Origin of the sequence: Alitabrizicola rongguiensis (genome assembly GCF_021491355.1) — a bacterium.
GTDB classification, from domain to species: domain Bacteria; phylum Pseudomonadota; class Alphaproteobacteria; order Rhodobacterales; family Rhodobacteraceae; genus Aliitabrizicola; species Aliitabrizicola rongguiensis.
The window spans coordinates 172,413-185,238 of record NZ_JAKENF010000002.1 but is presented as its reverse complement, the minus strand read 5'-3'; the positions used below and the strand labels follow the sequence as shown (position 1 = coordinate 185,238).

Below are 12,826 nucleotides of genomic sequence, written 5' to 3'. Positions count from 1 at the left end.
ACGGACATGACATTCGAGGCGGCGTCGGCGCTGACCCTCCGGCGGGAGCAGGCCCGCGAGCTTCTGGCGGACCTGCGGCGGATGCGTAAGGCGCTGGTGGCCGACTCTGATCGTCGCATGGCCCAGTGGGGGCCCGGTATCCGCCGCGAGGCATTCCGGTCCTCGGCGCTAAACCTTGCCGACTGGCTGGCACTGCGCCGGATGGACCTGACGGCGCTGCAGCCGCGTCTGACCGAGTTCGGGCTGTCGACGCTCGGCCGTCTCGACGGTCATGTCCGTCCCTCGGTCGATGCGGTGATCGCCGCGCTTGCAGCGATCGCGGGGGAAGCAGAGCCGGTCTTTCCGCTGCCCGAGGCGATCAGCGGCGAGCGCGCCCTGTTGGATGCGCGTCGGGACGAGCTTTTCGGAAGCGGGACCGACGGGCCGCAGACGCGGGTCATGGTGACGCTGCCGTCAGAAGCAGCCGAGGATCCCGACCTGATCCGCGACCTCGTCCTGGCGGGAATGGACTGTGCGCGCATCAACTGCGCGCATGACGGCCCCGACATCTGGAGAAGGATGATCGGCAAGGTTCGTCTGGCGGCCGGTCTGGCGGGGCGCCGTGTTCCGGTCTCGATGGATCTGGGCGGGCCGAAGTTCCGCATCGAAACCGTGTCGAAGGATCACAAGCACCGGTTCCTGCCCGGCGATCGCTTCGCCATCGCCGCTGCGCTGTCGGACGGGCCGCACAAGACCGTCTGCACGACCCTCAGCCATCCGGCACTGCTCGAGGCTCTCGAGGTCGGCTCGGAGATTTCGATTGATGACGGCAAGCTCTGGGCAAAGGTTGTGGAACGGCCAGAGAGCCACGCGCTCCTCGAGGTCACCCATTCGCCGGCAAAGGGGATGCGGATCAAGCCCGAGAAAGGCGTCAACCTGCCGGGATCCGACCTTCGGGTTTCCGCGCTGACCGAAGACGATATCGCCGCGCTTGATGTGGTCGTGACGCAGGCTGACATGGTCTCTTATTCCTTCGTCCAGACGGTCGGAGACATCCGCGCGCTGATCGAAGAGATGGAGAAGCGCGCCGATGACGGGCGGATGCCCGCGATCATCCTCAAGATCGAGACGCCCCTGGGTTTGCGCAACCTGCCGGACCTGATCGTCGAGGCCGGCGGCCGCTTGCCGGTCGGCGTGATGATCGCCCGCGGCGATCTGGCGGTGGAGATCGGCTTCGAGCGCCTGTCGGAGGTTCAGGAGGAAATCCTTTGGCTGTGCGAGGCGGCCCAGGTGCCGGTGATCTGGGCTACGCAGGTGCTCGAGGGAATGGTGCGCGACGGTCAGGCCAGCCGGGCCGAAGTCACCGATGCGGCCATGGGCCAGCGGGCGGAATGCGTGATGCTGAACAAGGGGCCGCATGTGGTCGAGGCGGTGCGCTTTCTGCGCGGCATCCTCGGGCGCATGGACCGTCACCAGATGAAGAAATCCGCCCGCCTCGTGCAGCTGAAGGCCTGGGGCGACGGCAGCTAATCCAGCCGGAAATCGACCGGAGCCAGCGGCGCGGGCGCAGGACGACCGAGATGAGGGGCGAGGCTGATCTCGACCGTGCGGCAGATCGCGTCGAGCGGCAGCGCGTTCGGTGTCTTGCCGAAGGGGTGGGCCAATTCCTCGGTCACCTCCGCCAGGCCGAAGAACACGTAGGCGACTATGCCGACGAAGATCGGGGCCAGCCAGCCCGCCGGTTCGATCATCGCCAGCGGCACCAGCATGCAATAAAGCCAGACGGTGCGGTAGATCAGCAGCGAATAGACGTATGGGAGGGGGGTGGTGGCAATGCGCTCGCAGCCCGCCTGATTGAGGGCAATGCTTCCAAGGCGCGCCGAAAGCGCCCGCGCGCCGAAACCGTCGATCTGGCCATCGCGATGCAGCACGGCAAGTTCGGCGCTCATGCGGTCGAGCGCGGCGCAGGGCGGATGGGGCGCAGACGTGAGGTCGAGCCTCGCGGCATGGATGGCGGCCTCGGCGTCACTGTCGGGCTTGGTCCGACGCAGGTTCAGCCGGTGGAGATGCAGGAAGGCCAGACACAGTTCAAGCTGGCGGTGCCTGGCCGCAGCGTCGGGCAGGAACAGCTCCAGTTCGCGCGCCAAGCTCCGCAGGTCGGCCACCAGTCCGCCCCAGAGCTTGCGCGCCTCCCACCAACGATCATAGGCGGCATTGTTGCGGAAGCCGAGGAACAGCGACAGCGCGATGCCGAAGGTCGCGAAAGGCGTGGCCGACAGGTGGGGTAGCGGATGGACCAGACCGTCGAACACGACCAGCGCCGCCGAGAATGCCATCACCACAAGAAGTTCCGTCGCGATATGCGGCAGGACCGATCCGCGGATCGCGGTGAGAAGCTCGATCGGGCCGGGCTTCTCGCGCAGGATCACGGCAGCGCCCGCCAGCCGATGTCGCGCCGACAGAACCCGCCCGGCCAGTCGATGCGGTCGACCATCGCATAGGCTTCTGCCTGCGCCTCGGCCAGGGTCATTCCACGCGCCGTCACGTTCAGCACGCGCCCGCCAGTAGCGATGATCTGGCCGTCGCGGGCGGCAGTTCCGGCATGGAATACCATGTGGCGGCTATCCTCGGGCAGCTCCTCGAGGCCGCGGATCTGGCTGCCCTTGGCGTAGTCGCCGGGATAGCCCTGTGCCGCCATGACCACGGTCAGGGCATGATCGTCCGCCCAGTTGACCTTCGCTTCCCTGAGCCGCCCTTCAGCGCAGGCGAGCATCAGGTCCAGCGCCTGCGCGCCCAGGCGCATCATCAGCACCTGGCATTCGGGGTCGCCGAAGCGGACGTTGTATTCGACAAGCCGCGCGCGGCCGTTCTCGATCATCAGCCCGGCATAGAGCACACCTTGATAAGGCGTTCCGCGCCGCGCCATCTCGCGCACAGTCGGAAGGACGATCTCGTCCAGCGCTTGTTTGGCAATGGCGTCGGTCAGGACTGGGGCAGGGGAATAGGCTCCCATGCCGCCGGTATTCGGCCCGGTATCGCCGTCGCCAACACGCTTGTGGTCCTGTGCGCTGCCGACAGGAAGGCAGGCCTCGCCATCGGTCAGCACGAAGAAGCTGGCCTCCTCACCCGCCATGAATTCCTCGATCACCACCTCGGCCCCCGCCGCGCCGAAGCTTCCGCCGAACATCTCGTCGATCGCGGCCAGCGCCTCGGCCTCGGTCATCGCGACGATCACGCCCTTGCCGGCGGCGAGGCCATCGGCCTTGACCACGATCGGCGCGCCTTTCTCGCGGATGTAGGTCTTTGCCGGCTCGGCTTCGGTGAAGCGTGCCCAGGCGGCGGTGGGCGCGCCGCAGGCATCGCAGATTTCCTTGGTGAAGCCCTTCGATGCCTCCAGCCGCGCTGCCGCCGCAGAGGGGCCGAAGGTCAGGATGCCGGACTCCCGTAGCGCGTCCGCCACTCCGGCGGCCAGCGGTGCCTCGGGCCCGACGATGACGAAGTCGATCGCCTGTTCCTCGCAGAAAGCCACCACCGCTGCGCCATCGAGAATGTCGAGCGTCGCGCATTCCGCCACCTGCGCGATCCCGGCATTGCCCGGCGCGACGATCAGCTTGTCGGTCTTGGGGTTCTGGCTGACTGCCCAAGCCAGCGCATGTTCCCGCCCGCCCGATCCGAGGATGAGGATGTTCATGCGCTTGCTCCCGGCTGTCGTCCACTCTACTGGCGCATAGCCGTCCCCCGCCCCGGAGACAATATCCAGTCGGATCGAAGCATGGTATGCTTCATGGGTCGGTCCGCGCAGAGAGAAGAATGCCGCTTTCTGATCCTGAGCTATGGGAATGGGTGCAGCGACGCCCCATGCCGGCGGTCTCCGCGCCGCCGCGCTTCGGGCCAGGCCGGCCAAGGGATCGCGGCTTTGCCACATGGATCGGGGACCGGCTGACTCTCTTTCCCGAAAATGCGGCGGGTGCGGTTGCAGAGTATCGGCGGTTTCTCTATCTCGACCTGCTCGATGAGATGCCGGCCGTTCCGTCAAAGATCATTTCCGAGATCAGGGGACTGCATCGTCACTTTTGGCCCGACGATTTCGCGGAAACATACTGCGGCACCGGCAGACGGCCCGACCGCGCCGGCATGACCGGCGAGGTACGCGCGAACCCGGATGCCTACGCGCGCTTTCTTGCGCGCTACGCTCAGGAATTCGACCAGCCGGCGCCAGAAGCATTCTGGCCCACTGACCATACGGTGCGGCGCGCTCGCTGGGCATGGCGGGCCTTCGCGGTGGGATTGGTCATCAGCGTCGTTGCCAGCCTGCTGACCGGATTGCTGTTTCACCAGATCGACGCCACTGCCTACCGCTTCAATTGGGGGGTCTTCCTGCTCGGGCTGGCAATAAGCTCCAGCCTGGGCGCCCGCGCGCCCCGTGTCGTCAATTCCGGTGAGGCGTCGGACGAATAGCAGACATCAATTCCGGGGAGGATGGCCGGAGGACTGGCCGGGGAGGCTCAGAAAACTGCTCTTGCCGACTTCGCAAGGTGCATCCGACTTGCTATCCAGAGGCCATGGACCTGTTCGAAGACCCCGTGCCCCAAGGCAACGCCCCGGAATTCACCGTCTCGGAACTGTCCGGCGCGGTGAAGCGCGTGATCGAGGGGGAGTTCGGCCTCGTGCGCGTCCGCGGCGAGATCGGGCGGGTCTCGCGGCCCGCCTCGGGGCATCTCTACTTCGACCTCAAGGATGACCGCGCCGTGCTTGCTGCGATCTGCTGGAAGGGGCAGGCGGGGCGGCTGTCGGTCAGGCCCGAGGAGGGGCTCGAGGTTGTTGCGACCGGACGGCTGACGACGTTCCCCGGACAGTCCAAATACCAGATGATCGTTGAGGACATGGCCCCGGCGGGCGCCGGCGCGCTGATGGCGATGCTGGAGAAGCGGCGGCAGGCGCTGGCCGCGGAGGGACTTTTCGACGAAGGGCGGAAAAAGCCGATCCCCTGGCTGCCCGAGGTGATCGGCGTTGTGACCTCGCCCTCGGGCGCGGTGATCCGCGACATCCTGCACCGGCTGCGCGACCGCTTCCCGCGCCATGTGCTGATCTGGCCAGTGGCGGTGCAGGGCGAGAAATGCGCGCCCGAGGTGGCGGCGGCGATCCGGGGTTTCAATGCGATTGCGCCCGGCGGGCCGATCCCGCGCCCCGACCTGCTGATCGTGGCGCGGGGCGGAGGCAGTCTGGAAGACCTCTGGGGTTTCAACGAAGAGATCGTGGTGCGCGCGGCGGCGGAAAGCCGCATCCCTCTGATCTCGGCCGTCGGGCACGAAACGGACACCACGCTGATCGACTACGCCGCCGACCGCCGTGCCCCCACCCCGACCGCTGCCGCCGAAATGGCGGTGCCGGTGCGGCTGGAGTTGCAGGCCACGGTTGACGCGCAGGCGGCGCGGCTGTCGCGGGCGGTGGCGCAGGGGGTGACTCAGCGCAGCCAGCGCGTGCGCGATCTGTCCCGCGCGCTGCCGCGGCTTGATACATTGACCAGCGCCGCCTCGCAACGGCTGGACCTGTGGACGGGGCGGCTCGGCGGGGCGCTCGGACTTGCGGCGGCGGCCAAGCGGACCGGATTCGAGCGGGTGGCCGGGAGGTTGCGCTCCGAGATGCTGCTCGCACTGGCGATGCAGAAGCGCCAGAAGCTCGACAACGAGACCCGCATCCTCGGTGCTGCCCGCGACCGCCGGATCGCGCAGGAGCGACGGAGCTTCGACATTCTGTCGTCCCGGCTGGCCCCCGCGCTTGCCCGCCTGATCGGCGATGCGGACCGTCGGGCGCGCGAGGGCCGCGCCAGGCTCGACGGGCTTGCAGCGCGGCTTGAAGCGACACCGAAGCAGCGGCTCAAGACCTTCGCCGACAGGCTTGAGGCGCTGGACCGCACGCGCCAGACGCTCGGTTATCGCGAAACTCTGGCGCGCGGTTACGCTGTCGTGCGTGGCGACGGTCACGTCGTCACAACCAAGGCAGGGGCCGAGAGCGCGCAGTTGCTCGAGATCGAATTCCGCGACGGCCGCCTCTCGCTCGGGACGAAACCCGGGAAAAAGGGTGGCAAAGCGCCGGACGGGCAGGGATCGCTGTTCTGATCCGTCAGACCCCGAGATCAGGCCCGGCGCAGGAAAGGGGCTGCGTGCTTTCATCGACGGCAGACAATTCAGTTCCCTCCGGATCACCGATGAAATGGGCTTTCAGCCCGTCGGCGCGCTGGAAGAAGAGCCAGCACTGCGGGTCTGGGTTGTCTTCGTAGATAAAGCAGATTGCTGGGCCTTGCTCGTACCAGGTGCCCTTGCGGCATTCCTCGCCGCTGAAGGCCCAGACCACCTGGCGTCCTGGCAGGTATTGCTCGATCCCATAGACCTGGCCGGCTTCTGCATAGGTCATGGTCTTGCCGGTCAGTTGTGCCTCGAACTCGGCCCCGGTCATGGGGGATTCGGCCAGGGCGAGCGCTGGCAGAGAGATCAGGGCGAGGACAAGCAGGCGCAACATGTGCGAAAACCTGCCAGAGGACCGATCACGGCGCCAGACCCGTGCCATCGCTTTCGCGTGAGGCGAGCCGCGCGAGCCGGCGGTCCATGACCCGGAACCACAGGGGCGGGATCAGAGCCAGCGCGCCCATCAGCGGCAGCCCGCGCGGCAGCATGGGTGCGTCACCGGGCAGGCGAAGGCCCGGATAGGGGCGCGAAGGGTGGGCATGGTGATCGGAATGGCGCGGCGCATGCAGCATCATCTTGCCGCTGAACCACTGCGGCGCATTCCAGGAATGGCGGTCGCCGACGGGCTCCAGTCGACCGTCACGACGCACCGCCCGGCGTAGCCCGTAATGCTGGACATAGTCCGAGATCAGGAGTTGCGAGGTCACATGCAGCGCCAAAGCCAGATGCACCGCGAGGCCGATCCATCCGGCAACGACCGCCGACAGGATCAGGCTCAGCCCGGACAGGCCGAGATAGATCGCGTAAGGGTGCAGGCCGCGCCCCCGCCGCAGGCGCACTTCGGCGGCGTAGCCGGCGCGGAAGGACCCGATCCATGCCCGGGGCAGGAATTGCCAGACCGTTTCGCCTCGGTAGGCGGAATTCGGATCGCCATCGCTCGCGACATGTACATGGTGCACAAGCCGGTGCGCCGAGGCGTGATGGGCAAACAGCATCGAGGCATAGACCGCTACCCCCAGCCAGAAGAGCCGACGGTCGCTGCGATGGATCAGTTCATGCGCGACCGGATTCGAGATCTGGCCAAAGGTCAGCCCGAAGGCAAAGAAGGCCAGGATGCCGCCGGCCGGACCGAACCCCGTCCGCCCCGCGATCACCGCGACCGCCACCGGCCAGAGCGTCAGATGGGCAAGTGCCAGGACAACCAGCAACGCGTCCGAGCCGGGGAACTCGGCCCCCTCCGGCGCCTCTAGCAGAAGGTGCGGCAGTATCCGGTCGAGCAGCGCCGCGAATCCGCCGACATAAAGGAGCGCGGCCAGAAACCAGCCCCAGCCGCCAGACAGCCCCGCTGCCAGAAGCGCCATTGGCGCAAGGCTCGCGGCGGCGAAGACCAGCATCAGGGATCGGGTGGGAAAGCGCGTCATCGGCACACAGGATAGCGGCGGCGCGACTGTCCGGACAGGGTGAAAGCCGCAGGGACTTCCGCTTTCGTGCCGAAACGACTACGTGGAATGGGCAGACTAGGAGGTGGCGGCGCATGTCCTTCTTCAAGAAACTCCGCGACCGAATGTTCAAGTCGTCGGACAAGATCGGCCAGGGACTGGATGAGATCGTTTCCGAGGCTCCGGTCGAGGAAGCGCCAAAGCCTGCCGACGCGCCATCCGAACCGCCAGCCGACCTCGCACCGGCCGCTGCCTCTCGCCCGGAGCCGGAACCGACGACGGTGGCTGCGGCGAAACCTGGCCTTCTGGGCCGGTTGCTGGGTGGCGGGCGCGAAGACGAGCCGCGCAGGGTGCTGGATGACTCGATGCTCGAAAGCCTCGAGGAATTGCTGATCCAGGCCGATATGGGCGTAGACACTGCCTTGCGGGTCACGGCCAACCTTGCCGAAGGCCGCATGGGCCGCCGTGTGTCTGCCACCGAGATCAAGCAGGCGCTTGCCACCGAGATCGCCCGGATCATGGAGCCGGTCGCGCGCCCGATGCCCCTTTACCCGAAGAAGCCGCAGGTGGTTCTGGTGGTCGGCGTGAACGGCTCTGGCAAGACAACGACGATCGGCAAGCTTGCCAGCCAGTTCCGCGCCGCCGGCAAGACGGTGGTGATCGCTGCAGGCGACACCTTCCGAGCCGCTGCGGTCGAGCAACTCCAGATCTGGGGCGAGCGCGCGGGTGTGCCGGTGATGACCGCGCCGGAAGGGTCCGACCCTGCCAGCCTTGCCTTCGATGCGATGACCCGTGCCGAGGCGGAAGGGGCCGACCTCCTTCTCATCGACACGGCCGGCCGTCTTCAGAACCGTGCCGACCTGATGGAAGAGCTTGCAAAGATCGTCCGTGTTATCCGCAAGAAGGACCCGTCCGCCCCCCACAACACGCTTCTGGTTCTGGATGCAACCACGGGGCAGAACGCTGTCCTTCAGGTCGACATCTTCCGCAAGATCGCCGATGTCTCTGGCCTCGTCATGACCAAGCTGGATGGCACGGCAAAGGGTGGCGTCCTCGTGGCCTTGGCAGACAAGTTCGGCTTGCCAATCCACGCGATCGGTGTGGGCGAGCAGATCGACGACCTGTCGCCCTTCGACCCCGAGGATTTCGCCCGCGCACTGGTGGGGCTCGACGCCTGACAGCCCGCTGCAGTCTGCGCTTGGCCGAAGACCCTGAACGGCGCTAGCTTGTCCGCCGTAACTTCTGAGCGAACGCTTGGAGTCGTGGGATGGTGTCGCCTAGCGCCGTGCATTGGGTCTTTGCGATTTTTGTTTGCGGCCTTCTCGAGTCCGGTCCTGCCCTGTCAGAGACCGCCACGAGGGACGTCTCTTCTGTTGCGCCGGCGCCCCAGGTGGTGCAAGCCCCGGCGGAGACCGCAGCGCGCGACTACACGCGATTGCTCGACTATTCCGAAAAATGCCCGGTCGGCCTTCCGGATTGGGCGACCGAAGGCGAGAGGTTCGCATGGCGGATGATCTGTGCCGGACGCATTGCCGACATGGGCCAGTTTACTCCGGCCGTCCAGACCTCGCTCGACCAGCCCCTTGCCCTTGGCCCGGCGTCCACGCCCCAAACCTCTGCAGACGGATTTGGGTGCCGGGCGCTTCCGAAAGAAAACGAAAAGAAACAGATCTGGCCGGACAGTCGACGGCTTTCCGCGCGGTTCATCAAGCTTGTCGCGACCCGTAAGCCCTATGTCGAGGTGCCTGCCGTCCCGACCATCATCATTCGCTGCGCGCGGATAGACGACCAGATCTATCTTTACCACGAGGACCTCCCGCGGCAGCTCGTCCTTCAGGACAGCAGGATCATGGGCGGAATGTACGTTCAGGGCGCGCGATTCGACTCTGATCTGGTGCTGGATGGCAGCGATCTGGGAGGGTCCTACTTCTATGGCGATGGACTGGAGGCAGAAAACCTGAGTTTTCGGTCTGGTCGGGCCGGCATTGTCGGGCTCACCTCGGCAAATGTCCGTGGCAACGTTGACCTGAGCGGCACGTTGATCGGCATGCTTCCCGATCCGAAAACCCCCGATGAAAGAGGTGGCCTTATCGCTTCCGGGCTTCAGGTCGAACGGAACCTCATGCTTGATCCGTCTGACAATATCCAGGCCGACCTTCAAAAGGTCGATCTGCGCTCGGTCCGGATCGGCGGCGATCTGCGCGCCGACTCTGCCAGGGTCCGGACGAAAATGAACCTCAACGGCGCCGATATCGGCGGCGCATTCTTCATGCGCTACGGCGCCGAGGCGCGCGAAATAGACCTGATCTCGGCCAGGATGGCGAAGGGACTGGAACTCACTGGCCTGCGGGTTCTGAAGCCTGCTGACAATGCGACGATCCCGGTGAATGACGGGACTGTCGACAGCGGCATCTGGGCACAGACAGGCTCGATCTGGGCCGCGCGGCTGGTGGTGAACGACAGCGCCTTCTTCAACTGGCTCCAGGTCGAAGGCAAGCTCGTCCTGGACGAAGCCTCGATTTCCGGGCCGCTCTATCTTGGGGGCTCGCGGATAGTCGATCAGCTCTCGGCGAACGGGCTCCATGTCGAAGGTCCGATTTCCATGGGGTGGAACGCTGACATGACGGCCGTCAGCTTTCGCGGGGCGTTCGTGGAAGGGGCGGTGCAGCTGTTCGCATCCAGGTTTGACGGCCCTTTCGATCTGCGCAACGCGCATCTCGGCGCGCTCGAACTTTGGGAGAATGGCGAGGATGTCTCCTGGGGCCCGAAGGCGTCTCTCGATCTGCGCAATGCCGATATCGGGGTACTCCAGGCACGGTTTCCGCAGAACTGGGAACTCTCGGACCTGCATGACCAGCAAGGCGCGCCGTTGCGCCTGCCCGTCGAACTCGAGAATCTTCGCTATGACCGCCTGGGTTCCGCCACCCCGCCCCAGTCATCGCTTCCGCCCGAACTCGACATCGACAACCTGATCCAATGGGTCTCGGACTCGCTGCCGAAAAGCGATCAGGGCCAAGCGGCCGGTTTCATCCCCCAACCGTTTCGGCAGTTGGAGGAGACCTTGCGATCAATGGGGGCGGACTCCGAGGCTGACGAAGTTCAGGTCGCGGGGCATGTCCACCAGATAAAGGCCTATTCCACCGATCTTTCCGGTTGGCTCAAGACCCTTGCGGGCGTGATCTGGTGGGCGCTCGTTGGCTTTGGCGCCTATCCGTTCCGCGTGTTGTGGTGGTTCGCGACGCTGGTCGGACTCGGCGTGCTCGTGAGCCGGTGGAGCCCCATACTCCGTGACAAGGGCTGGACCGACTGCTTCTGGTACTCGCTGGAAAACGCCTTTCCCCTGCTGCAGCCGTCGAGCGAGCACCAGAAGGTCATCCATGACCATCCGTTCCTGCAGAATTTCTTCCATTTCCAGAAGGTCGCTGGATTTGTCCTTGCCACTATCCTAGTTGGAGCCCTGACGCTGCTCGGAGGATAGGACGTGGCTGCCAAGAAGATAAATCCCTGGCTGAAGCTGGGGCTCGAACTCGGGCCGGTTCTTCTCTTCTTCGTCGGTTTCAGCCGGTTCAAGGACAGCACCGTCGTGTTCGGTGGGCAGGCGTATCACGGCTTCATCCTTATGACGGCGCTGTTCATCCCGCTGATGATCGTGACGACCGCCATCCTGTGGAAGCTGACGGGCCAGCTCTCGAAGATGCAGGTGGTCACTCTTGTCCTGGTGATCGTGTTCGGCGGGCTCTCGGTCTGGCTGAACGACGAGCGGTTCTTCAAGATGAAGCCGACGATGATCTACGCGCTCTTTGCCGCGATCCTCGGCTGGGGGTTGATGCGGGGCAAGTCCTACATGCAGCTCGTCATGGAAGAGGCCCTGCCAATGCGGCACGAGGGCTGGATGATCCTGACCAGGCGGGTCGCCCTGTTCTTCGCCGGTCTCGCCATCGCCAACGAGGTCGTCTGGCGCACGATGAGCACAGAAACCTGGGTCAGCTTCAAGACCTTCGTCCTGACCGGGGCGCTGTTCGCCTTCTTCATGACCCAGGGCAAGCTGTTCGAGACCTACGGGATCGACAAACCCGAAGAATAGGCCCGGCCCTAGAAACCTTCGATTTTCCTGCGAAAAATCCGGACGCCTTTGATTTTTCGCAGAAAAATCGTGGCCCAGCCTCCGCCCGGACTTGCGGCAGGAGCACCACGTGCCGGCGCCGCTCTCCACCCGGGGCCGCGCGGGGTCAGGCCGTCTCGCCGGGCAGGGACAGCCCCGCCCCGCCCGCCGGTGGCAGGAAGCGTGAGCCGGTTTCGAGCCGTGTTGCTGTCAGAGCTGTCCTCAACAGGGGCAGGGGCAGGCGCCGCTCGAGCAGGGCACGGTACAGCCGAAACAGACCGGGGCGGAGGAAGGGCGACCAATGACAGATCTGCGCCTGGGTGCCGCCGAGGCGGAAGCCAAGGCTGCGAAGCGCGGCGACGGCAGCCGGATCGTCGGCGCGCAGGTCCGTCCAACCGGGGTGAGGCTTGGACAAACCGGACGAAACAGAGGCATGGGTGCCCCCGGACAGCAGGGCTTCCAGCAGGAAATCGAACATCCGGTTGGCCTGCGTCGTCACGTTCAGCACTTGTGCGGCGCGTCCCGCCTCGGTTGCCATTGCGGCTTCCGCCGGTCCGCGGAACTCGGCTGCCGACAGCAGGATCGCCAGCCCGACGGCACCCGGTTCGATCTGTGGGAGCGCCGCAAGCGCAACACGTGCGCCAAGCGAATGACCTATCACGTCGACCTGCCGCTCGGGCGCGATGCGGCGGACAAGGGCGACCAGCTCGGCCAGGGCGCGGCCTGCCTGCGGCGCCCGGGCATGGACCGCCCAGAGCGTCCCACGCGAATGCCATCCGAAAGCCAGGCCCAGCCCGCCGTCGGGACGCCCGAAGCCCAGATGGCGTGGCCAACTGATCGCCTTGCGGTCCGGATGTTCGGGATGCAGCGCGAGGATATGTTCATGCGGACATTGGCCTGGCAGGTCGGGCTGGAAGCGGAAGCCGTGTACCATCGCGACGACGGGCGCGCGCGGCGCGAGCCTGTCGAGCGCGGCGCGCAAGGCGGCCTCGTCTAGGTGAAGTCCCTCGCTATCCGCATTTACCTTGATGACTGCCATGCGACGCCGAGTTCTGTTGGTTAGACAAAATCTGGTGGATTGCTTCTGAACAGTACCCAATTGCTGCAACAGCTGCGTGACT

The 12,826-nt window shown here is 65.7% G+C and carries 11 protein-coding genes; 6 read left to right on the top strand and 5 right to left on the bottom strand.

Annotation, left to right across the window (positions count from 1 at the left end; all coding sequences use genetic code 11):
• Positions 1 to 6: 6 nt before the first annotated feature.
• Complete coding sequence (locus tag L0V05_RS06885; protein WP_234870549.1) at positions 7 to 1,509, top strand: pyruvate kinase; 1,503 nt, start codon at positions 7 to 9, stop codon at positions 1,507 to 1,509.
• Here the strand turns inward: L0V05_RS06885 and L0V05_RS06880 are convergent.
• Positions 1,506 to 2,408, bottom strand: a complete 903-nt coding sequence (locus L0V05_RS06880) for a bestrophin family protein (protein ID WP_234869380.1) — start codon at positions 2,406 to 2,408, stop codon at positions 1,506 to 1,508. The two genes, L0V05_RS06885 and L0V05_RS06880, sit on opposite strands and share 4 nt — an antisense overlap.
• A complete protein-coding gene (gene purD / locus L0V05_RS06875) occupies positions 2,405 to 3,670 on the bottom strand; it encodes a phosphoribosylamine--glycine ligase (RefSeq protein WP_234869379.1) in 1,266 nt (421 codons plus the stop codon). Before purD ends, L0V05_RS06880 begins: the two co-directional genes overlap by 4 nt.
• A 119-nt stretch (positions 3,671 to 3,789) precedes the next feature.
• Here purD and L0V05_RS06870 point away from each other — a divergent pair, with 119 nt between their 5' ends.
• Together L0V05_RS06870 and xseA are read left to right on the top strand one after the other, a co-directional pair.
• Positions 3,790 to 4,437, top strand: a complete 648-nt coding sequence (locus L0V05_RS06870) for a glycine-rich domain-containing protein (RefSeq protein ID WP_234869378.1) — start codon at positions 3,790 to 3,792, stop codon at positions 4,435 to 4,437.
• Between the two features lie 104 nt (positions 4,438 to 4,541).
• Complete coding sequence (xseA, locus tag L0V05_RS06865) at positions 4,542 to 6,098, top strand: exodeoxyribonuclease VII large subunit (RefSeq protein ID WP_234869377.1); 1,557 nt, start codon at positions 4,542 to 4,544, stop codon at positions 6,096 to 6,098.
• Between the two features lie 4 nt (positions 6,099 to 6,102).
• Here the strand turns inward: xseA and L0V05_RS06860 are convergent, their stop codons facing one another.
• Both L0V05_RS06860 and L0V05_RS06855 read right to left on the bottom strand, forming a co-directional pair.
• Positions 6,103 to 6,498: a hypothetical protein gene (locus tag L0V05_RS06860; RefSeq protein WP_234869376.1), complete on the bottom strand. Its 396-nt coding sequence runs from the start codon at positions 6,496 to 6,498 to the stop codon at positions 6,103 to 6,105.
• A gap of 25 nt (positions 6,499 to 6,523) precedes the next feature.
• On the bottom strand, positions 6,524 to 7,585 hold the full coding sequence (locus L0V05_RS06855; RefSeq protein ID WP_234869375.1) for an alkane 1-monooxygenase: 1,062 nt from the start codon (positions 7,583 to 7,585) through the stop codon (positions 6,524 to 6,526).
• A gap of 113 nt (positions 7,586 to 7,698) precedes the next feature.
• Between L0V05_RS06855 and ftsY the strand changes: the two genes are divergently transcribed.
• The 3 genes from ftsY (at position 7,699) to L0V05_RS06840 (ending at position 11,687) form a co-directional block, all read left to right on the top strand.
• Complete coding sequence (ftsY, locus tag L0V05_RS06850; protein ID WP_234869374.1) at positions 7,699 to 8,781, top strand: signal recognition particle-docking protein FtsY; 1,083 nt, start codon at positions 7,699 to 7,701, stop codon at positions 8,779 to 8,781.
• 212 nt (positions 8,782 to 8,993) lie between these two features.
• The gene (locus tag L0V05_RS06845; RefSeq protein WP_234869373.1) at positions 8,994 to 11,081 is read left to right on the top strand and encodes a hypothetical protein; all 2,088 of its coding nucleotides are present in this window, start codon (positions 8,994 to 8,996) and stop codon (positions 11,079 to 11,081) included.
• A 3-nt stretch (positions 11,082 to 11,084) separates the two neighbouring features.
• On the top strand, positions 11,085 to 11,687 hold the full coding sequence (locus L0V05_RS06840; RefSeq protein ID WP_234869372.1) for an inner membrane-spanning protein YciB: 603 nt from the start codon (positions 11,085 to 11,087) through the stop codon (positions 11,685 to 11,687).
• Between the two features lie 145 nt (positions 11,688 to 11,832).
• On the opposite strand, the gene L0V05_RS06835 is transcribed toward L0V05_RS06840, so the two are convergent.
• A complete protein-coding gene (locus L0V05_RS06835) occupies positions 11,833 to 12,744 on the bottom strand; it encodes a DUF726 domain-containing protein (RefSeq protein ID WP_234869371.1) in 912 nt (303 codons plus the stop codon).
• Positions 12,745 to 12,826: the final 82 nt, after the last annotated feature.